Source organism: Photorhabdus sp. CRCIA-P01 (assembly GCF_003545805.1).
GTDB classification, from domain to species: Bacteria; Pseudomonadota; Gammaproteobacteria; order Enterobacterales; family Enterobacteriaceae; genus Photorhabdus; species Photorhabdus antumapuensis.
Genome location: NZ_NMQR01000001.1, coordinates 150,161 through 170,312, shown reverse-complemented (window position 1 = coordinate 170,312; position 20,152 = coordinate 150,161). Strand labels below are relative to the sequence as shown.

Genomic DNA, 20,152 nt, shown 5'->3' with positions numbered 1-20,152 from the left:
GAAATGATTGGCATGGTGCGAAAGTGCTGGAGTTGTTTGTCAATGTTAAACAAAGGGGTTGTCAAAGCCGTTGTTATTTGAAATGAGAAAGAGTCTCTGAAGTAGAAATAATTGCATGAATTAATCACTCTTCGAAGTATGAAAATTATACCTGCATTTGATTCTATTATTTATAGAAATAATTATATAACATAGGGATAAATTCATTAAAATCAATCTCTTGGGAATTATATTTTATCTTATCATTTTTTTAATTTACTATTTGAATGATTGGTAATATATTCAAAAGATTATGAAATATATTTTTATATGTTGATATCCTACTAATTGCATTATAATATCAGCGTTGTTTGGGATGATAATTTCATAATAATCATATAGTTAAGTTTTTTGCTACCCTTTTTGTGATCACTCCCGCATTACTACAGTTTTTTTTATGATAAAACATGAGAGATAATAAGCTAAATTTTTATAAAATATCAGGATTGATGCTGGGTGATTTCGTCAATTCAGTTTTATCTATTGTTCGATATGAGGAGGTCATTATTGACATTCATCACAAAATATAATGAATTCTAATGTGAGCATAAAGTCTCAAGTTCGATTGATATAATACGTGTTATTATTGAGGCTATATCTTGGTTAAACATAAAAATACCTAATGAAGAGCTTGTCGAAAAAATCTGATTATCAAAATAATTTAGCAAAGTAATGAATTATTCCTATGTCTTAATGTCTATTGGGATAGGCCGTTATCATTGCAGGACTCAAAGATATAGGTAAAAACCTGTTTTTTTATTGTGTTGTAATCATGGAAATGCCGATGCTTGTTGGCCCTACTCTTAACGAATGGCTGTTGTTCATCGGTTGGAGTTTTTTAAATGGTGTCACATTATGTTCAGGACAATGCTAAAAATTTAGGGAATACCATGACAGCCGAAGCCATTTATGGTTATGGAGATAATTTTTTCCTCCATGTTAGGTGTATACCTCTATCTTTTGTAATTCGTGTGGGAAATACCCCTACGTTCACTTCTTTATCGGGATCTATAGTCTCTCAAGTAATCATGAACGGGACTAACCCCGTGTTCGCTTTTTTATCAGGCATTAAGCGCAATAACGACAACTACCACGTTAACTATTTGTGAGGAAAAAGAGAGTGATAGACGTACAGATCAATGAAGTACCTCTTAAGGAATACAGCCCTTCAATTAATGGTTGTTTGGATGAGCAAAAGTTACTTTATGACATGCTGCTGTCACGGGAATTTGATAATCGTAGTGCATTAGTCACGCGACAAGGCCGGGCTTGGTTTCATGTGTCGGCTGCTGGACATGAAGGATTGGCTGTGCTGCCTCAGCTTATGGAAAAGAATGATGTGCTGGTTCCTTACTATCGTGATCGGGCATTAGTGTTAGCGCGTGGTATGTCGATTGTTGAAATGACAAGGGAACTTATGGGTAAGACCACTTCTCACTCGGCCGGCCGAACCATGTCGAATCATTTTTGCTCCAAAGAGCATAATATCTTCTCGGTAGTCAGCCTGACGGGAACCCAATGTATTCCCGCGGCTGGCGCTGCTTGGGCAAGCGTGTTGGACAATAAAAACGGGCTTGTCGTGTGTGGTGTTGGCGATGCGGCAACCCGGCAGGGAGAATTTTATGAAGCGGTCAGCTTTGCGGTTGAAAGGCGTTTGCCGGTAGTTTTTGTGGTTTCTGATAATAAATTGGGTATTAGTACGTCAACGGAGAAGATGGCTCCGTATCGATTGGGAATATTTAACGAGTGTTTGATCCGCCGTGTTGATGCCCGCAGCCCGGAAACTGTGTTTCCTGTTGCACAGGAGGTATTCAATAAGGCGCGATTTGAGCGGACTCCTTGCATATTGGTTTGTCGTTTGGATCGGTTGGATTCTCACTCTAATTCAGATTCTCACAAACTGTACCGTACCCCGGATGAACTGGAAGTACTACAGGATCCTATTGAAAATTATGTCGCTTATTTAAAGGAAAAAGGAGCGATTACCGATCAGGCTTTGGCTGAACAAAAAGAGATCATCAAAGCTGATGTAGCGGAAATATTCGAGCGTGTTTACCGCGAGGAAGAGCCTGATCCCGCAACTGTCAGTACCTATTTATGCAATCGTGAAGGAACGCCTACCGCACATGTTGAGATGGAAGCCGAAGAGACACAGGTCAAAGCGGTAAATCAGGTTTTGGATGAGGCATTAAGTCAGCATTCGAATGTGCTGTTATTTGGTGAGGATATTGAGGATCCTAAAGGGGGAGTTTTTGGTTTCACCCGTGGCTTATCCACCCGTTATCCTGATCGCGTGATTAATGCCCCTCTTTCTGAAGCCACGATTATTGGCTCGTCCGTTGGGTTGTCTGCCTGTGGTTGGCGTCCGATTGTTGAACTGCAATTTATTGATTTTGTTGGGCTGGGCCTCAATCAGCTACAGTCACAACTTGGCACTTTAAGTTGGAGAACGGTAGGAAAATGGCGCTGTCCGGTGGTGATATATGCTCCTTATGGCGCTTATCTCCCAGGAGGCGGTATATGGCACAGCCAAAGCTCGGACGGTATCTTAGCGCATATTCCCGGTATTAACGTTCTTGTTCCAACGACACCAGCTGATACCGTCGCGTTGTTCCGTACAGCGTTAAGTCTGGACATGCCGAGTCTGATTCTGATCCCTAAACACCTTATGAGAGAGCGCCATGAACGCCAGTTGGTGAGTCCAGTGTCGCTTGGGCAGGCAAATATCGTCAGGGCAGGAAAGGATATTACACTGGTTGGCTGGGGAAATACTATTCAGCTTGCGACTATGGCTGCTCTTCAGGCAGAAAAAGACAATATTGACATTGAAGTGATTGAATTACGTAGTCTGGTACCTTGGGATAAACAACGGATTGCGGAATCTTTGCGCAAAACCGGGCGGCTTATCGTTGTGCAAGAGGATACCCGGACGGCCAGTGTTGGCGCATCCATTATTGCTGATCTTTTGGATGAGAATGACAATTTCTTCTCTTTACTGGCACCTCCGCGCCTAGTGACGCGTGAAGATATTCATATTCCTTTTAATCCTTGTTTAGAGAAAGCTGTTTTACCCAGCACGGATGACATTTTAGCCTCCGTCTATGCGGTAATGAGCTAAGGAGAACTTATGGCACAGTTGCTTATTCCCCCGATGGGAGAAGGAACCACTGAAGTCGTCATCATCCAGTTACTTAAGCAGGTGGGAGATCATGTTCAGCGTGATGAACCTGTTTATGAAATGGAGACGGATAAGGCCGCCTTTACCATTGAGTCCGATGTTGAGGGGATACTGGAAAAATGGTTGGCTGTGGAAAATGATATTATCCCTGTTGGATCGCCTATTGCAGTCATCAGAGCCGTTGGCGAGATGGCGGAGTCTTCCCCTGTCAGTGAAGAGTTAACGCCTCCGCCGGAGAAAATGGATACTGCTCCTGAGGTGTCTGCTCCTCCTGCGCGTATTCCGCCGAAAACCCGTCAGTACGCACAAGAACACCAAATTGAGCCGCGCATTCTTAGTCAACTGGCGGAAAAACATGGGACATTATTGCCCAATCATATAGATGATTACCTTCGGCAGCACCGTGAAACGAAGCCGTCGGAAAAGAGCAATGCAGAAAATGACAATGTGGGTTTTCTGTCAAGAGATCAGCAGCGTCTTAATCGTGCAATACGATTAAATAGTGCCAATGTACAACCTTGCTGGGCAGCTAAACCCTTACCGATTGAGCTTGTTGATAATGCCATTCATCATTTAACGGAAACTTCCGGGCAGCAGGAGTGGATAACGCCATTTCAGGTAATCACTTATGCGATTGCCCAGGCATTGAAAAAATTTCCGATGTTGCGTTCGAGACCGCTTGATCAAGAGCGTTATCACACTTATACGGATATTAACCTGGGTATTGCTTTCCTGGATGAAAAAGGCGATTTGAGTTCGCTGAAAGTACCGAGAACGCAGACAATGAGCTTTTTTGAGTTCAGGCAACACTTGAATGGTGTACTTGATCCCGATGCGGAAAAACTGCCCGTCGATATTGATGTTCCTATGATGATCTCGTATACCGGCAACGATGGCGCCACTTTTGCTGTGCCTGTTATTGTGCCGCCATCTCAGTCAACATTGTTCATCGGTGCACCTCACAACAAAGAGATGAACCTCGTTCTGGCATTTAATCACTATTTGCTCAATGGGGTAGAGGCGTCTGAGTTTATTACCGAGATTATTGCTCAGGTTCGCGCTCTGTCTGGATCACAATCTGTAGCCCATCAGATGGAAGGTAAATTGGGTAAACCAGTCTCTGGTCAGCTACGCACGCTCTTGGCTGATTTCTTGAATTGGGACGAAGATTTCACTGAATCAATGATGCAACGTACTTGGGCTGATTTGGGTATTGATTCGCTCAAGGCGGTAAAACTTGCAGAGCGAATGTCAGTACATTTTCGCCGAAAATTATCGCCAACGCTGTTTTGGCGTTATAGCTCACCGCATCGATTGATTGAATATCTTGATACTTCCAAAACTGAACCGACTGAAAACAAACATTCCTTAGATGATTTTATTAATGCGATGCGTTGTCTTGATGGTGAAGCAGCATTAGAGTTGCAGCGCCTCATGGCAGGAGGAAAGCATGGATAATCTGTATCACATATATCATTCACTTAGCCCGGATGAACAGCGGATTGCTAAATCTGCTTTATTGGAGCATTTGAGTTCTATTACTCCCTCAGTAAGTAGTGCAGGTGATACGAAACAGATGCCTGTTGCTATTGTGGGCATGGCTTTCCGATTACCTGGGGCGGAAGATTCTCCTGAACAAATGTGGGAGATCTTAAGATCCGGTCGCAGTGTGATAAAAGAGATTCCTGAGCATCGGTTTGCCTCTGGAAAACCTTACGCGATTCCGTTGCCTAAAAAAGCTTTAAAAGCGGGGTTGCTTGATAGTATTGATGGTTTTGATGCACCGTTTTTTGGTATTTCTCCGCGAGTGGCGGCCATGATGGATCCGCAACAGAGAATGCTATTGGAATTGACCTGGCAGGCGATCGAAGATAGTGGTGCTAATCCGCTTGGCTATTCAGGATCAAAGACCGGTGTTTTTATTGGTTCGTGCAGTAATGATTATCGTGAACTGGTTGCGGCCGATATGGCGATGGCAAATGCTTATGCAACGACAGGGACACTGAATTGCCTTCTGGCTAACAGGTTGTCATTTTATTACAACTTTATTGGCCCAAGTTTGCAGATTGACACCGCGTGTTCAAGTGGATTGACGGCACTAACTCAGGCGGTGAATTCATTACGTTCCGGGGAATGCCAACAGGCGATAGTTGGCAGTGTTAACCTATTGAGCAACACATTCAACATGGCTGCTTATTACCGGGCGGGAATGTTATCTAAAGATGGTTGTTGCCGGGTTTTTGACGCGGATGCTAATGGTTTTGTCCGTGGTGAAGGAGCTGTCTGTCTATTCTTGAAGACGCAAAAACAGGCTTTAGAGGATCGGGATCCGATTTATGGATACGTTCGGGCATCGGCGGTCAATCATGGTGGACGCGCTAATTCACTGACTTCACCTAACCCTGAGCAGCAAATTGCGTTAGTTAAAGATAGCTTGCAACAGGCTGGAATCTCCGCGGAACAAATCAGTTACCTTGAAGCGCATGGAACGGGAACTTCGTTGGGTGATCCCATAGAATTTAATGCGCTTAATGAAGTCTTTAACCATGATAAATCGGGAGAGATATCACAACCTTGCTATATTGGTTCAGTAAAAGCCAACATTGGGCATTTAGAAGGGGCTGCGGGGTTAGCTGGTATTGTTAAAGTTTTATTAATGTTGCAGCATAAATCTATTGTACCTAGCGCAGCGTTTCAGCGTTTGAATCCTGAAATGGATAGTGTGGATTCGCGCTTACAACTGGCTACGGAAGAAAATTCCTGGCGGGTTGGGGCGGGGCAAAAACGTTTCGCTGGGCTCAGTTCTTTTGGATTGGGTGGCAGCAACTCCCATGTCATTCTGGAGGAGGCGCCAACTCAAGCGCAGCAACAGATTAAAGCCAATTTGGAGGGATATTATTATCCCATCTCGGCTAATAGCCAGGCATCGTTACAAAAAATGGTGGCTATGCTGGGGGACTTTATTGAGAACGATGAAAGCATTGAACTGCCAGCGGTTAGCTGGACATTACAGTTTGGCAGGGCAGCGTTATCCTATCGGGCATTATTTGTTGCAACATCACGGCAGGATCTTCTGAAACAGCTACGGGATTTTGCTTCGTCTGCTTCAACCAAAGAAGATCAATGGCTTCATATGGCAGAAGACGACTCTCGATTTTTATGGTTACGAGGTCAGGATATAGATTGGCGTACTTGCTGGCCTTCCGGGCAGAAACCGTTGCGTATTCGATTGCCCAAATATGCTTTTGAACATTGGCGTTACTGGTTACCTCACAATGAATCTGTGGTTGCAAAACAATAGGTAGTGAAGCGGAACAGGAAAACCAGAGAGCATGGTGAAATAATGGTAAAAACCCCACAATCTCGGCAAAGGTTGTGGGGTTTCTTTGCAGCACAATTTATGTTGTTCCCCTCTATGATAAAGATGAAATGTCAGACCTGAGTAGTGAATAAAGGAATATTTTGCGTAAAATGTTAGAGAATTTGAAGCCTTGGGGCTTAATGTGATCTGTTTGATGAACTAAAATAAAAAATTGCGTTTATATCTCTCTGAAATAGTTATTTTTAGTGAGGGTAAAGGTTAATTTAATTAATATCATTATTGTCCTGACTTAATAATATAATTAACCTAACTTTTGGCTAGTATTATTTTAAACTGGGATTATCTTCTATAAAGAAATTTAAAATAAGGGTTTTACAGTGATTGCTATCACAGAGTGAGCTTTTATAAAATACTACTATGGAATTACATATTTCCATTTGATATATTGTTAATAACCAGTTAATTTCTTTGTTGATATGAGTTTGTGATGATTGAAACTTTACTGGGAAATATTATTTTATTTGATAGAGGGATAGTATTATTTCAATTAACAAAGAGGGATGATAGTTACTTTAAAATAAAATTTTATTTGTAGAGATAAAAGGAAGGTAATATGGAACTTATTAAAAATAGATTCTGTCACTGGAATGGTGAACATCTCGTTGTAGATACAATGGTTAGAAGCCATAAAATGGTTAACAGTATGGGAACGGGCGAGGGATTAGTTTCGTTTGATGGCTTTGGTGCTGATCTCATTCGTTTCAGCAAAAATGAAGGGATGCAGAATCATACTCATTTAGGGCATCATATCTTATTTGTACTCGCAGGAACGGGTTATGTTATTTATGCTGGTGAAAAGCATGAAATAGAGCCTGGAGTTTGTTATTTTGTGAATGGAGAAATAGATCACGCGATTAAGGCAACTAGCGATTTGGTCATGCTTGTTGTCGGTAATAATCATTGTGCGGTTGATTCGCAAGATAGAACGACGCTGGTGCCATATAGAGAGGGAACTCCAGAGGAATTAAAAGTTTAACTTGGGATAAATTAAATATGTGCTAGTGCTTGATGGATTGTGAGAATGCCATGATATTCATGAAGATAATTATAAATCAGGATAAGTCATTGGGGTGATAAAAGGATGATATAAGATTTTTTCAATTAATATAATATGAGCATCTCATGAAGGGGATCAGGTACTAGCCTATGAAACATTAGATTTACTGTAAATAAAATGGAGAAATATATTAGAGATAATATGCTATTGTAATAATAAAGGTTGGAATGACTATTGAAATTATTTTAATCTAATATTTAAATTGGAAAATAATTTCAATGGGTGGTGGTAATGAGTTTCCGGATGGAAATTGACTTAAATAACCTGAATTCTGGTTAAGCCGTTACTAACATATCCATTTCTAAGCAGGAAATATTCAGTGACTTTGTTCTCTTTGAGAGAATAAGCTATCTGTCCCTCTAACACATTTAACATTAATCCTTGCACACTACAGTGTCGTGAATGTTCTATCTGAGAAATATTGGGTATTCGTATTTGGGGATTGATGAACCAACTAAAGGACTCCCTTTCTCAATATTTATATCTCGTATTTAATGGTTGAGTAGTGTCAATCTTAGTGCTACTGTGAATAGTATTATATGATTGGTGAATCATTGTTTCTCAGGCCATTACAAATGCCAACTATCAGTGAGTTTTTTGGCATCCTGATCCGGATGTACTACGACGACCATAATCCGCCTCATTTCCATGCTTACTACGGTGAACATGAGGCTATTATCTCAATTGAAACCTTGGAGGTCATGGAAGGCTCATTGCCCAAACGAGCAAAGGCTATGGTCATCGAATGGGCGGTTGAGCACAGGCAGGATCTGCTGAATGACTGGCAACTGGCTGAGCAGCATCAGCCTCTCAACAAGATTGAACCGCTGGAGTGATTATCATGCGCAGAGTAACGAAAGTGGAAATAAAGCCAGAATACACCTTGGCGGTGACGTTCGATGATGGCACCTATGGAGAGGTGTGCATCGCGGATCGGTTGTTCGGACCCATGTTCGAGCCACTGAAAGAGCAGAAATTCTTTGCCCAAGCGCATGTTGATGAGTGTGGCGCAGTGTGCTGGCCGAATGATGCTGATCTGGCACCCGACGCACTCTACAAAAAGCTCAAATCCCACTTAAGGGGTAATATATGACTGAACTGTTTGCATTGCTTGTGTTTGGATATTGGTAAAAGCGAGCGTTTTAGTCATTTCCTGATAAGACCTACCTAAACTATTTATTAATGCTTCAATGTTAATCGCCATTATTTATATAACCTCTTTTCTCAATTAAGCCAATTCATTTTCAATATAGCCTTTTAAACTGCTGATTAATGAATTGGCTCTCAAGAGAAAAACTCCTTTATTGACTACCAACGTACTTCTGAGGGGGGTAAAAATGCCACTTCTTTGACATGCTCAGATAGATCGTAATCAACTTGCATATTCACTGGAACTCGAAAACCTAGGAGAGTATATAACTCTGTCCAACCAATATCTTTCTTTAATCTTTTCCTTGGAGAAAGTGATTTTTCAGGTTTACCAAATTGTTCATGAACCCATTGCCGGGTCATCAGTGGCACTAAAGGAGATGGCAATTCGTTGGGAAATTTATACAGAGGTTTCTTCTCATTTAGCAAAATCAATGTAATTTCCTTTAAACGCTTTCCTTCCCGATAAAATGCTAAAAATATGCCCTCTTTTGCCATTTCCAGACAAATAATATCGTCACCAGGAAAACCACTTGGTTTCGTTTTATAAGGAATTAATCCTTCACTATGAATTTCCTGATAAGTTTTACCTAAATTATTAATTAATGCTTCAATGTTGACGGACATTTATTTATACCCAAGATCTGGCGTGTATGGAACGAAAACTTATGTTAAACACGGATAGCGGTTTATTGATCACTATCCCACTATCCGCTGAATCTCTGTTTACCACAAATCTCGATAATCAAAAGAGATTTGATAATCATAAGCTGATAAATCAATTTGATGCTTGAAATGGATCTGTAGAATACTCACCCATTTAGATTCCACATCAAAGCCGCCGTTATTTATATTATCTTCTGTTGATATTCCTAATCCACTAACCATAACATCAGCATCATCTTCAAAATCTTTGGAATATTCACATCCTTCCCCCAATTCTGTTTTTTTATCAAACCACTCTAATCTTAATTTTAATCCCATTATATACCTCACAAATATTGTTTAATGCTTCGCCCTTTGATAGCAGGTTTTAACTCTTTCCCAGTCTTATAATCTATAGAGCAAAGGTGCTCACCATCACTTACTCGGTAAACTTCCAATTCACCATGCTGAGAGTCCCATTCATAAATTCTGCGGCCTTTACTATCTACCCATCTATCCCGTTTACCACCTCCATTTTGTTTTGGAGTTTTTTTCTTAGCTGACCGTAACCCAGAAACTCCAGTAATTTCCTCTGTTTTTGGGGCAGGATAATAATTGTGTCCATCTTGTGGTAATCCACTTCTAGGCTTACTCAAATACACATACACCGGCGGCATATTCGGGATGGGGAGTATCAGAATATAATCGCGAAAATCCTTCTCTTCCGGCATTGGCAACGATTCAATATCGCTGCCCACTTTATCCGGGATCGGCAATACGGTTATCTGCGACGGAATAAACGGCTGTTCCTCGTTCCCGGTATGGGGTGGAACTTTGAATTTCTGTTCGTTCGGCGTCCATAAGATCGTCGGCCGGTATTTTTCTCCCGGTTCCCAGAATTCATAATTACCGGTGGCCGGATTCAGTCTCATCATATGAACCGGCACTTTATCCAGACCACTTTCCGGGCTGACGTGATAGCCCTGAACCGTCATCCTGCCGATTTTTTCATCTCTGATCCAGCGAAAACGAACGCGGGTCGGCGCTTTACCGAATCGTTCCGCTATTTCACTAAGATGATATCGATTTAAGTAAAGTACAACGTCGTGGGTTCTTACATTAATCGCATTTGCTGCCAGTCATTTGGTTGTCTTGGATTGCTCATACTATTGAGCTTGATCCCGCAAATACCCGGTCAAATTTCCCATTGTTCCAGCCATCGGATTTTTTCTCTTTTGTCATGCTAACAGCCATTTGATTCCCTATTTTCTGAACGATAGCGTTTGAAAATCTGACAAGGAAAGCCGTGGCTGAAGATAGCGATCTTGAGAAAACAGAAGAACCCACGCCCCATAAACGGGAAAAAGCCCGAAAAGAGGGGCAGATAGCCCGCTCCAGAGAGCTGAGTTCTATATTGATGTTGACCAGTGGTTTAAGTTTGCTCTGGATGAGTGGTCAGTCAATGACGCATGAATTGTCATTGATGGTGTTTGAAGGGTTTAGTTTTGATCACAATGTAGTCAGCAATGATAGACAGATGGTTCAACAGATTGGCAGATTGCTCCAGCAAGCTGTTTTGGCTTTGTTGCCGGTTTTTGCCGGATTAGTGTTAGTAGCATTAAGTGCTCCGGCGCTATTGGGTGGATTAGTGTTCAGTACCAAATCCATCAAATTTGATGCGAAAAAATTGAATCCCATTTCTGGCCTGAAACGTATTTTCTCAATGAATGCGTTGGCGGAATTATTCAAAGCACTACTTAAAGCGGGATTTGTCGGTATTGGCGCCGCTTTGTTCCTTTGGATGAATTGGCCTGCCATGTTACGGCTCATAGCTCAACCGCCACTGTTGGCACTGGATGATGCTATGCAAATGCTGATATTCGCCGGTTATGTGGTGGTTTTCATGTTGATACCGATGGTGGCTTTCGATGTTGTTTACCAGATATACAGCCACTTGAAAAAGCTGAGAATGACTCGGCAGGAAATAAAGGATGAATTTAAAGAACAAGAGGGGGACCCACATGTTAAAGCGCGTATCCGTCAGCAACAACGGGCGGCTGCCCGTCAGCGTATGATGGCGGATGTACCGAAAGCGGATGTAATTGTCACCAACCCGACTCACTATGCTGTTGCGCTGAAATATGATGAAAAAGCGATGGGTGCGCCGAAAGTATTGGCGAAAGGCGCGGGGATTATTGCATTACGGATTAAAGAAATAGGTACAGAAAACCGTATTCCATTACTTGAGGCGCCGCCGCTTGCCAGGGCGCTTTATCGCCATAGTGAAGTTGGCGGGCAAATCCCCGCGACACTTTATGCAGCCGTCGCGGAAGTTCTGGCTTGGGTCTACCAATTGAAACGTTGGAAACGGGAAGGCGGCTTGAAGCCGAAGAAACCTGAAAATCTGCCAGTGCCGCCAGCACTGGATTTTGCTGGAGAAAATAATCGTCATGGCTAATCTGGCCTCTATACTTCGTTTACCGGGCAATATGAAAGGCTCGCAATGGCAAATGCTTGCCGGGCCGGTATTGATCCTCCTGATTTTGTCGATGATGGTATTGCCATTGCCGCCATTCATGCTTGATTTGCTGTTTACATTTAACATAGCGCTATCAATCATGGTGTTGCTGGTGGCGATGTTTACCCGACGTACGCTAGATTTTGCCGCATTTCCGACCATTTTGTTGTTCTCCACGTTATTGCGTTTATCTCTTAACGTAGCTTCAACCCGTATCATTTTATTGGAAGGGCATACCGGTTCTGCGGCGGCGGGGCACGTTGTAGAGGCATTTGGCCATTTTCTGGTTGGTGGCAATTTCGCTATTGGTATTGTGGTATTTATCATCTTGGTATTGATTAACTTTATGGTCATTACTAAAGGTGCAGGAAGGATTGCCGAAGTGGGCGCTCGTTTTGTGCTGGATGGTATGCCGGGTAAACAGATGGCAATTGATGCCGATTTAAATGCTGGATTAATTGGTGAAGAAGAAGCGAAGAAACGCCGTGCTGAAGTGACGCAGGAATCGGATTTTTATGGTTCGATGGATGGTGCCAGTAAGTTTGTGCGTGGCGACGCGATTGCGGGATTGATGATCCTGGTTATCAACGTTGTTGGTGGCTTAATTGTTGGTGTAGCCCAACATGGTATGAGTTTGGGGGATGCGGGAGAAGCGTATACCCTGTTAACCATTGGTGATGGTTTGGTTGCACAATTACCTGCTCTTATTATTTCTACTGCGGCTGGTGTTATTGTTACCCGCGTGGCAACGGACCAGGATGTTGGTCAGCAGATGGTGACTCAACTGTTCAACAATCCCAGAGTGATGATGTTGAGTGCGGGTGTTCTTGGATTGTTGGGCATGGTACCGGGAATGCCCAATTTTGTTTTCCTGTTGTTTACTGCGGCATTGGCCGGTCTTGGCTGGTATCTATATCGCCGTACTGATGCGCCGACGATAAATGCAGAAAAACCAAAAATAGAAGAGCAGCAACAGACATCAGAAGCTTCATGGTCCGATGTTCAGCTTGAAGATCCTTTGGGTATGGAAGTCGGTTATCGTCTGATTCCGATGGTTGATTTTCGTCAGAATGGTGAATTACTGGGGAGAATCAGCGGAATTCGTAAGAAATTTGCTCAGGAGATGGGATATTTACCCCCCGTAGTTCATATCCGGGATAACCTTGAACTGGCTCCGGCTGGCTACCGTATTTTGATGAAAGGGGTAGAAATTGGTCGTGGTGAAGCTCATCCGGGGCGCTGGCTGGCGATTAACCCCGGTGGCGCAGTAGGCGAATTACAAGGTGATATCACGAAAGATCCGGCGTTTGGGCTCTCTGCGGTTTGGATTGATGATAGCCTCAGAGAGCAAGCTCAGGTTCAGGGCTACACAGTGGTTGCAGCCAGTACGGTGGTTGCGACCCATATGAATCATCTGTTGACTCAATATGCCAATGAACTGTTTGGCCGTCAGGAAGCTCAGCAACTATTTGAGCGAGTTAGTCAGGAGATGCCTAAACTGACTGAGGACTTTATTCCTGATGTTGTTAATCTGACAACCTTGCATAAAGTGCTTCAAAATCTATTGTCCGAACAGGTACCTATCCGGGACATGCGGACAATTATTGAAACCTTGGCTGAACACGCACCTGGACAAACTGATCCCTATGAGTTGACATCTTTGGTCAGAATCGCGCTTGGCCGGGCAATTGCTCAACAGTGGTTCCCCGGAGCGCAGGAAATTCAGGTCATCGGATTGGATGCGAGCCTTGAGCGTTTGTTAATTCAGGCGTTGCAAAATGGTGGTGGTCTGGAACCCGGATTAGCGGATAATTTGCAACGGCAGGCGACGGAAGCACTACAACGTCAGGAAATGTTGGGCGCGCCTCCAGTATTGCTGGTTAATCATGCATTACGCCCGCTGTTATCGCGTTTCTTGCGTAGAACTTTGCCTCAATTAGTGGTTTTATCTAATCTTGAAATCAGCGATAACCGTCAAATTCGGATGACAGCGACAATTGGTAGTAACGGATAGCGGTATCAATAGCATAGTGGGCCATTTTATTCCAAAATGGCCTGTTATAATCATCACCCGACATCAATAGTCATTTTTAGTCATGAAAATTAAATTAATTTATTGATTTTAAATTGAAATTTATTTTTTATCGGCTTGTCTTAGTCAGTGATAATCATAGATAATCACCCTGTGTCATGAAAATTATGTACATGCCGGTGTACATAAACTACATTAAGAGCTGTATTATTTTGAGGAAAATTAATATGGCAATTACTGATTCATGGCTGCGCTCCACCAGCGGGAAGCCACAAGAAAAAATGATTACCAAATCAGATAGAGATGGTCTCTCTGTTCGCGTTACCCCGAAAGGAAGAATTATATTTCAGTTTAGATATCGATGGGATGGGAAAGGGGATCGGATTGATATCGGCACGTATCCCGCAACGAGCTTAAAAGATGCTCGTGATGCTGTGATTTCTTATCGCGGGGAACTGGAGCAGCATCGTAATCCAAAAATAGTTAAACGCGTTCGAAAAGAATCTGCATTGAGTGCCGTCACTGTGGAAACGCTTATTCGGGAATGGTGGAAAACCGTAATGGAAGGTTCGCGAGTCATGGCTGATGAAATCTTACGCTCTTTCGAGATTTATGTTTTCCCCAAAATTGGTAAGTTGCCCCATGACGAGGTGACACTTCATGTCTGGCTTGCTTTAATTGAAGACGTCGCAAAGCGAACCCCATCAATCGGAGCGCGTATATTGACATACTCCAAGAAGGCGCATAAGTGGGCTGTCAGGAGAGGGATGACCAGTATCACACCGTTATCTGATGTGGCACCGAGTGATTTAGAAGGGAAGGAGCCTGATGCGGACATTGATATCGATTCTGATATGGGAGAGAGGACATTAAGTGAAGAGGAGCTAGTGGTTCTATTTCATATTATTAATGCGTCTAAATATAACCCACGCAACGCACTGATGGTAAAACTGTGTTTGTTATTTGGATGCCGGATTGGTGAGTTACTGAAAGCAAAAGTCACTGATTTTGACTATGAAAAAAATATTTGGACTATTCCTCCAGGAAACCATAAAACAGGGAGAAGATCTAAAAAAACCATTGTTAGGCCGATTATCCCCGAAGCCAAAGAACTAATTGAGCAGACAAAGAAATTAAATCATGGGAACGAATACCTGTTTATTGTCTCTGGTGACAAACCCTTCGCTCAGGGATCACATAAACACATCATTGAAAGGCTTAACAAAAAGATGGCACCTTATTTCGATCCCCATGTACACTGGTCAATCCACGACTTGCGTAGAACTATGCGTACCGGGGTTTCTGAATTAACACCGCCCCATGTAGCTGAAACTATGATAGGTCATAAACTGCCGGGAGTGTGGCAGGTGTACGATAAGCACACCTACCTGAGCGAACAGAGAGAGGCATATGAGAGCTGGTGGAAGAAGCTGACTAAAATTGTTTCCCGTTCTCCCAGTCCTCAATGTCCTTCTTAGCGAAATTGTTTTCTCTTCCACGAAATCTGGGTTTTGGGAAACCTTCCTTTTTCTGTTTCCCATCCCCACACCACGTTCTGATAGTGTGTGGCGTAACCCGTAATTTTTTAGCCAGCTCGCGTGTAGTAATATATTCAGACTCTTCCATTTATTTCTCATCTCCTCTTTGATAACCGTTCTCTAAAATTATCCTTGCCACTGTTGCCGGCGTTGTTTTATCATTCCAGACCAAATCATCAATCAAGAAATTCAGTTCAGCAGCAAGTACGGCTTCTAAGTCTTTGGGCCAATACTTATACACAATGTCGCTGTAATAAGAATCCTCGATGACTTTAAGTGTCACCAACACCATATCTTCTGGTGTTCTATCGGCTTTTCTGTAACCGGCATTCCAGACAGCATCAGTGATATCAGATGGATCACCCCAGACCGAAGCCACTATTTGTGTGATGTGAAATAAATTATTTGTCATATCTCCTCTTTATTATTTATCATCAATTTTCTTTGCTGAAAAAGATACTTCTGCATGTACTTCGAATATTCCGAAAAATGCATCATCAACCCAAATGTGGAATTCTTTCGGCCAATTTTCACTATCTTGAAGATGGAAATAATCTTCTGCACACTCTTCGGCTAAAAAATTCAAATTGAAAGAAGAAGGTATTTCAAATTCAAAACGCTCTCCTGTGTCAATACAAACTGTATATTCAATTCTTTTCACTTCTCTTACATTAAAGATATAGAATTCATTATGTCCACACTTTGGACATGTACTAATTTTCGCATATGAGCACTCAGGGTCTTTTATGTAAATACGCTCACGGTCATAATGAATATGTTTACATTTACGCTTTGCGCATTCGTATTTATCGTTTTTCATCATTCACCTTCTTTAAAGTTAAATAATCGTTCATTGTTGCTCTATTAATATTGTTTTTGAATATACTCATTCAGCCACAACATTAACTCATTTCTTGATGAAGTTTTAATAGAGTTAATTACAATATAGAATCTTGAAAACTCACCCCGAAAATTACAGTCATCATCTACCCAAACGTCAACCGAACCATTACTTCCTGCGCTAACAGCATAACCATATTTATCAAGTATATTGGTTCCGTCATCTATATCATCAAAATAATGAGTATCGAAATCAAAGTGAATAGGTTCAATACATCCAGCTTTCAGTATTTCTATCATTATTATTTACTCCAATATAATTGCTGCAATGTGACTAAGATAGCGGCGCCAACTTTCGAATAACTTCATTTATTTATCTCCGCTGTTAAGCCATTCATCACCGAAATTATCAGTTACCCAGCAATCATTTATTTCCAACTGAATCTCTTTTATAGAGCTATCAATCATCATTGCTACATCTCGCACGTCTGACTCTTGTTTATCTATGAATCCTGACAAATAAGCTGCAATTAATCTATCACGAGCATATTTAATACCCTCAATGCGAGATTTGAGTGCTATTGATTTAATTTGCGCAATTACTTGTCCTGGTGAACCTGTGTCATCTTCTTCTCTAATTCCTACCGCATCAGCTATTGAAGCTAATCCGCAACAAGAATCAATAAACATTTCTTCATATCTGTCACGTTCTTTACGAAGAAATTTCAACTTATCAGCAATATCATTTAGAATTAAATAATCGTCACAGCTTGCTACTCTTGATAATTCGTGACATGCGGATATTAAAGACTCTGTATTTTTAGTCATGATAGTTACCTTTAATTTCAGATAATATTAAACATTTAATGAATGCAACTCTGATTACTACTAATATATTCATTGTCCATGCAAGATAATAATTTACTTCTCAATTGAGCAATAGTTTTTCTTTCCTCATTTGTAATATCTTGACTTACATCTGTAGAATATTCGACATAATGTTTATTTAACTCTTTATTATACGAGATAATAATTTCTAATCGTGCAGCCATAAATCACCTCTTTCATTGTAACGCTTTATTCAAAAATTCAATGTAACTAAAGAAAGAAATAATACCACCAGCGAATCCAAAACCAACAATTACAGACATGGTAAATATTAAAAAACAATAGGTGAGGAAATTCTTCATTACTATCTCTCACAGTGATGCGGTAGCCGGGCTTTTCTTGCACAACGTTTGGCATCAATAGTGCAACGTTCTCTCTCTTTATCAGTCAGTGCACGATCAATAGCCTCGCTATAAACTTCACTCGCCCTCCTAAACATCCCACATTCTTCAAGCTCCTTAGCTTTCTGTATTAACTGCTGAGTATTTTTTATACTGACGCTATCATTTTCTTTATCAATGTGAGTCTTTATCGCACCCGCCAGCCGCTTCGTTTCTCCATCTTCTTTGCGACGTCGCTTGTTATCTGCCTGCCATTGTTGATGACGCTCATGTAACGAATGACGCTTTGAGTTCAATTCAGAGCGATATTCAGCCCATTTACGATTACTTGAATGTTTTGCATGTTCAGAGACTTTTTTCCAAAAAATAGCCGCTGTCTCATATTTTTCTTCACGCTCACTTTGAATAGCTCTTTGTGAGAAATTAAAATAAGTGATATCCATTGCTAAACCTCTACTTACTGGAATATGTATTCTGGTGAAAATCCACTGTGATTAGCTCTTTCTGCAATTAACTTAATAAGTGCACTCATGAAGTCATCACCTTCCCTTGTTAACTTCCAATGTTTTGACAGATAATCGGTATAGCTATTTAAAATATAGTTATCGGCTCTCTCTCGTTTATATTCGTCATAAACAGGTGCTTCGAAAAATACATGCAGGGCTTTCTTTAATATCTCTTCCGACAATTCAATAGTACACATAGAGTTATCGTGAAGATTAACAGCAATACAATAACTACCTGTCTTTTTCATCATTGCATCGAGTTTTGCTGCTATTAAACGGTTTCTGTATCGCTCAATTAATGTTTGATTACTCATAAATACAATCCTGATTTCAGGCTGAGATAATCCTCAGCCATTGAGCTGTAATAAAATCTAATCAGTTACTGAGTTAATCAGAGTTTATACTTAAAACTCACCCTTGTTTATTTTAATTAGCGCCTCCACATGCTGTTTAGCTGCTTCTTCCGTTAAATGAATACATCTGTTATTAAGATATAAAACATCAATATTATCTCCGAACCAAATGAGCGGACCGCATTCATCATATGACATTGAGTCAATTATAGAATAATATTTATCTCCGTTATTTAACTCATAATCAACAGGCTTCGGAAAACTCACTTTGCCGACAGTGATTTCAGTCTTTCGCCGATATTCGCGGCATAAACCCCATTTCGGAGTATAATTCAATTCTTTCCACTCACAAATATAATCACCGTCTTTGTCTCTATATTCCCACATTTTCCACGGCTCATCAGTTTTCAACGCATCTTGTGCATATTGCAACATTAATTCAGCGTGCACGTGTTTTTTATTTTCTGACATTTTTTAATCCTCGATTTTGGGTATGCCAATCATTTTGTTTAAATCTTCAACTTTTACTGATAATGAAGTGTTTATACTTCTAATATCCTCAGAGGGAATTAAATCTTTCGCTTCCGGCCAGACTTCAATAAGTCGCTTTGTTGTAGTAACTGAATTTAAAATAGCGTAAACGTTATTTTTTATTTCATCTTTCTTATTGTTTAGCTCATTTGATTTTTTTTCTATCTCCGTAAAACGAATAGAGAGTTCATGGTCCGCTGGAAAACGACAATGATTTTGCGTGGGCGTTATTAACTTAATGTCTTTTCCTAGGTCATCTTTGCCGTAATATAATTGTCCCGGCTGGAGTCCACCAAAGGCGGTATATATGCCATCCGCAAGTACATTATAAATATGAATATGTCTGTCAATATTAACTTGTAACTCCTTAATATCTTCAAGTGCTTTATCGTATACGCGATTATAATGCTTGGCTTTTTCTTCCCCTCCCAACGCGGCAACTCGGACGTCTTTTGCGAGTTGGTCCTTTTCTCGCCCCAATTGGGCGTAGCATTCAGATATTCCAGCAGATGATAACGCGTTATTAACTATTTCTTTCTTTAAATCTCTTGTTAATTTCTTCGACATAATTTAATCCTCTATTTAATTCCCTGTCGGAAGTTATGGTAATAATTCTAATCTTTCTAATATTTCCCTGACTACATTATCAATATCAACTTGCTTAGTTTTATTGAATACGGCATCACGAAGCCGTACTACATGTTTGTAAATATCGTCATTAAATGAAAACCAAGGACCAATCGATATCTCACCAAAATCCTCTTGCCAGCGTATTTTAATGCCCAATTTTTCTGTTTCGTTATCCTCAACTTTCTCGACTAAAATTTTTCTGCCGTGGGATTCAAACTGCTTAAACCATATTTCCATATTCATACCCTCATGTAATTATTTAAAAATTAATTTTGACTTTTCACTCTTAACTAAATAAAGAAGATAATGTTATATTAAGTGCGTTTCACCTCTACGACATCAGCATCAACTGTTTCAGTAATAGTTTTGCTATCTGGCATACAAACCCGGCGCATTCCCCTAGCAGCTTTTTCAGCTCCTTGATATGTTTTGTATTTGTTGCGAAAAGTTTCTGTTGTTATCCGCCCTGTGTGATAGTTTTTAGTTGTTACAATTATCTTAAACATGGTTAATTCTCTATTGCTT

The 20,152-nt window shown here is 41.0% G+C and carries 21 protein-coding genes and 2 pseudogenes; 9 read left to right on the top strand and 14 right to left on the bottom strand.

Annotation, left to right across the window (positions count from 1 at the left end; translation table 11 throughout):
* Nucleotides 1–1,159 precede the first annotated feature (1,159 nt).
* From D3222_RS00910 to D3222_RS00895, 4 genes are all read left to right on the top strand, one after another.
* Complete coding sequence (locus D3222_RS00910) at nucleotides 1,160–3,157, top strand: dehydrogenase E1 component subunit alpha/beta (protein WP_232832366.1); 1,998 nt, start codon at nucleotides 1,160–1,162, stop codon at nucleotides 3,155–3,157.
* Nucleotides 3,158–3,166: 9 nt separating this feature from the next.
* Nucleotides 3,167–4,675: a biotin/lipoyl-containing protein gene (locus tag D3222_RS00905; RefSeq protein ID WP_118984419.1), complete on the top strand. Its 1,509-nt coding sequence runs from the start codon at nucleotides 3,167–3,169 to the stop codon at nucleotides 4,673–4,675.
* On the top strand, nucleotides 4,668–6,518 hold the full coding sequence (locus tag D3222_RS00900; protein ID WP_118984418.1) for a type I polyketide synthase: 1,851 nt from the start codon (nucleotides 4,668–4,670) through the stop codon (nucleotides 6,516–6,518). The genes D3222_RS00905 and D3222_RS00900 overlap by 8 nt, the downstream gene beginning before the upstream one ends.
* A gap of 634 nt (nucleotides 6,519–7,152) precedes the next feature.
* Complete coding sequence (locus D3222_RS00895; protein WP_118984417.1) at nucleotides 7,153–7,575, top strand: cupin domain-containing protein; 423 nt, start codon at nucleotides 7,153–7,155, stop codon at nucleotides 7,573–7,575.
* A 356-nt stretch (nucleotides 7,576–7,931) separates the two neighbouring features.
* Here D3222_RS00895 and D3222_RS25770 read toward each other — a convergent pair.
* Nucleotides 7,932–8,103: pseudogene (locus D3222_RS25770) on the bottom strand (IS982 family transposase); the annotation flags it as partial.
* 107 nt (nucleotides 8,104–8,210) lie between these two features.
* Here D3222_RS25770 and D3222_RS00885 point away from each other — a divergent pair.
* Together D3222_RS00885 and D3222_RS00880 are read left to right on the top strand one after the other, a co-directional pair.
* The gene (locus D3222_RS00885; protein ID WP_198672716.1) at nucleotides 8,211–8,492 is read left to right on the top strand and encodes a DUF4160 domain-containing protein; all 282 of its coding nucleotides are present in this window, start codon (nucleotides 8,211–8,213) and stop codon (nucleotides 8,490–8,492) included.
* 5 nt (nucleotides 8,493–8,497) lie between these two features.
* Nucleotides 8,498–8,749: a DUF2442 domain-containing protein gene (locus tag D3222_RS00880; RefSeq protein WP_118984416.1), complete on the top strand. Its 252-nt coding sequence runs from the start codon at nucleotides 8,498–8,500 to the stop codon at nucleotides 8,747–8,749.
* Nucleotides 8,750–8,964: 215 nt separating this feature from the next.
* Here the strand turns inward: D3222_RS00880 and D3222_RS00875 are convergent, their stop codons facing one another.
* The 3 genes and pseudogenes from D3222_RS00875 to D3222_RS25765 form a co-directional block, all read right to left on the bottom strand.
* Complete coding sequence (locus D3222_RS00875; RefSeq protein WP_118984415.1) at nucleotides 8,965–9,432, bottom strand: DUF6392 family protein; 468 nt, start codon at nucleotides 9,430–9,432, stop codon at nucleotides 8,965–8,967.
* A gap of 99 nt (nucleotides 9,433–9,531) precedes the next feature.
* Complete coding sequence (locus D3222_RS00870; RefSeq protein ID WP_118984414.1) at nucleotides 9,532–9,789, bottom strand: colicin E3-like toxin immunity protein; 258 nt, start codon at nucleotides 9,787–9,789, stop codon at nucleotides 9,532–9,534.
* A gap of 8 nt (nucleotides 9,790–9,797) precedes the next feature.
* Nucleotides 9,798–10,526: pseudogene (locus D3222_RS25765) on the bottom strand (S-type pyocin domain-containing protein); the annotation flags it as partial.
* Between the two features lie 230 nt (nucleotides 10,527–10,756).
* Between D3222_RS25765 and flhB the strand changes: the two are divergent.
* From flhB to D3222_RS00850, 3 genes are all read left to right on the top strand, one after another.
* Nucleotides 10,757–11,908: a flagellar biosynthesis protein FlhB gene (flhB, locus tag D3222_RS00860; protein ID WP_118984413.1), complete on the top strand. Its 1,152-nt coding sequence runs from the start codon at nucleotides 10,757–10,759 to the stop codon at nucleotides 11,906–11,908.
* Nucleotides 11,901–13,982, top strand: a complete 2,082-nt coding sequence (gene flhA / locus D3222_RS00855) for a flagellar biosynthesis protein FlhA (protein WP_118984412.1) — start codon at nucleotides 11,901–11,903, stop codon at nucleotides 13,980–13,982. Before flhB ends, flhA begins: the two co-directional genes overlap by 8 nt.
* A 245-nt stretch (nucleotides 13,983–14,227) precedes the next feature.
* The gene (locus D3222_RS00850; RefSeq protein WP_118984411.1) at nucleotides 14,228–15,478 is read left to right on the top strand and encodes a tyrosine-type recombinase/integrase; all 1,251 of its coding nucleotides are present in this window, start codon (nucleotides 14,228–14,230) and stop codon (nucleotides 15,476–15,478) included.
* Between the two features lie 148 nt (nucleotides 15,479–15,626).
* Here D3222_RS00850 and D3222_RS00840 read toward each other — a convergent pair whose 3' ends face one another.
* From D3222_RS00840 to D3222_RS00790, 10 genes are all read right to left on the bottom strand, one after another.
* Nucleotides 15,627–15,950 carry a hypothetical protein gene (locus D3222_RS00840; protein ID WP_118984409.1) on the bottom strand — a complete coding sequence of 108 codons (324 nt, stop codon included), beginning with the start codon at nucleotides 15,948–15,950 and terminating at the stop codon, nucleotides 15,627–15,629.
* 12 nt (nucleotides 15,951–15,962) lie between these two features.
* Nucleotides 15,963–16,358 (bottom strand): hypothetical protein, encoded by a 396-nt coding sequence (locus D3222_RS00835; protein WP_118984408.1) that lies wholly within the window; start codon nucleotides 16,356–16,358, stop codon nucleotides 15,963–15,965.
* Nucleotides 16,359–16,402: 44 nt separating this feature from the next.
* Nucleotides 16,403–16,678: a hypothetical protein gene (locus D3222_RS00830; RefSeq protein WP_118984407.1), complete on the bottom strand. Its 276-nt coding sequence runs from the start codon at nucleotides 16,676–16,678 to the stop codon at nucleotides 16,403–16,405.
* A gap of 69 nt (nucleotides 16,679–16,747) precedes the next feature.
* Nucleotides 16,748–17,206 (bottom strand): hypothetical protein, encoded by a 459-nt coding sequence (locus D3222_RS00825; RefSeq protein ID WP_198672715.1) that lies wholly within the window; start codon nucleotides 17,204–17,206, stop codon nucleotides 16,748–16,750.
* Nucleotides 17,207–17,570: 364 nt separating this feature from the next.
* Complete coding sequence (locus D3222_RS00815; protein WP_118984405.1) at nucleotides 17,571–18,050, bottom strand: ANR family transcriptional regulator; 480 nt, start codon at nucleotides 18,048–18,050, stop codon at nucleotides 17,571–17,573.
* Between the two features lie 14 nt (nucleotides 18,051–18,064).
* On the bottom strand, nucleotides 18,065–18,427 hold the full coding sequence (locus tag D3222_RS00810) for a hypothetical protein (protein WP_118984404.1): 363 nt from the start codon (nucleotides 18,425–18,427) through the stop codon (nucleotides 18,065–18,067).
* A 90-nt stretch (nucleotides 18,428–18,517) separates the two neighbouring features.
* Entirely contained in the window at nucleotides 18,518–18,937 is a 420-nt protein-coding gene (locus D3222_RS00805; RefSeq protein WP_118984403.1) for a hypothetical protein, read from the bottom strand.
* Between the two features lie 3 nt (nucleotides 18,938–18,940).
* Nucleotides 18,941–19,564, bottom strand: coding sequence for an Nmad5 family putative nucleotide modification protein (locus D3222_RS24905; protein WP_157975264.1), 624 nt, complete (start codon nucleotides 19,562–19,564; stop codon nucleotides 18,941–18,943).
* Between the two features lie 33 nt (nucleotides 19,565–19,597).
* Complete coding sequence (locus tag D3222_RS00795; protein WP_118984402.1) at nucleotides 19,598–19,864, bottom strand: hypothetical protein; 267 nt, start codon at nucleotides 19,862–19,864, stop codon at nucleotides 19,598–19,600.
* A 77-nt stretch (nucleotides 19,865–19,941) separates the two neighbouring features.
* Complete coding sequence (locus D3222_RS00790) at nucleotides 19,942–20,133, bottom strand: hypothetical protein (protein ID WP_157975263.1); 192 nt, start codon at nucleotides 20,131–20,133, stop codon at nucleotides 19,942–19,944.
* Nucleotides 20,134–20,152 lie beyond the last annotated feature (19 nt).

Bases quoted from the DNA above. Each gene is read 5' to 3' on its own strand.
- D3222_RS00805 (WP_118984403.1), bottom strand. From the start codon at position 18,937: ATGTCAGAAAATAAAAAACACGTGCACGCTGAATTAATGTTGCAATAT.
- D3222_RS00870 (WP_118984414.1), bottom strand. From the start codon at position 9,789: ATGGGATTAAAATTAAGATTAGAGTGGTTTGATAAAAAAACAGAATTG.
- D3222_RS00875 (WP_118984415.1), bottom strand. From the start codon at position 9,432: ATGTCCGTCAACATTGAAGCATTAATTAATAATTTAGGTAAAACTTAT.
- D3222_RS00835 (WP_118984408.1), bottom strand. From the start codon at position 16,358: ATGAAAAACGATAAATACGAATGCGCAAAGCGTAAATGTAAACATATT.
- D3222_RS00830 (WP_118984407.1), bottom strand. From the start codon at position 16,678: ATGATAGAAATACTGAAAGCTGGATGTATTGAACCTATTCACTTTGAT.
- D3222_RS24905 (WP_157975264.1), bottom strand. From the start codon at position 19,564: ATGTCGAAGAAATTAACAAGAGATTTAAAGAAAGAAATAGTTAATAAC.
- D3222_RS00905 (WP_118984419.1), top strand. From the start codon at position 3,167: ATGGCACAGTTGCTTATTCCCCCGATGGGAGAAGGAACCACTGAAGTC.
- D3222_RS00795 (WP_118984402.1), bottom strand. From the start codon at position 19,864: ATGGAAATATGGTTTAAGCAGTTTGAATCCCACGGCAGAAAAATTTTA.
- D3222_RS00880 (WP_118984416.1), top strand. From the start codon at position 8,498: ATGCGCAGAGTAACGAAAGTGGAAATAAAGCCAGAATACACCTTGGCG.
- D3222_RS00900 (WP_118984418.1), top strand. From the start codon at position 4,668: ATGGATAATCTGTATCACATATATCATTCACTTAGCCCGGATGAACAG.
- D3222_RS00840 (WP_118984409.1), bottom strand. From the start codon at position 15,950: ATGACAAATAATTTATTTCACATCACACAAATAGTGGCTTCGGTCTGG.
- D3222_RS00790 (WP_157975263.1), bottom strand. From the start codon at position 20,133: ATGTTTAAGATAATTGTAACAACTAAAAACTATCACACAGGGCGGATA.
- D3222_RS00810 (WP_118984404.1), bottom strand. From the start codon at position 18,427: ATGAGTAATCAAACATTAATTGAGCGATACAGAAACCGTTTAATAGCA.
- D3222_RS00895 (WP_118984417.1), top strand. From the start codon at position 7,153: ATGGAACTTATTAAAAATAGATTCTGTCACTGGAATGGTGAACATCTC.
- flhA (WP_118984412.1), top strand. From the start codon at position 11,901: ATGGCTAATCTGGCCTCTATACTTCGTTTACCGGGCAATATGAAAGGC.
- D3222_RS00850 (WP_118984411.1), top strand. From the start codon at position 14,228: ATGGCAATTACTGATTCATGGCTGCGCTCCACCAGCGGGAAGCCACAA.
- D3222_RS00815 (WP_118984405.1), bottom strand. From the start codon at position 18,050: ATGGATATCACTTATTTTAATTTCTCACAAAGAGCTATTCAAAGTGAG.
- D3222_RS00825 (WP_198672715.1), bottom strand. From the start codon at position 17,206: ATGACTAAAAATACAGAGTCTTTAATATCCGCATGTCACGAATTATCA.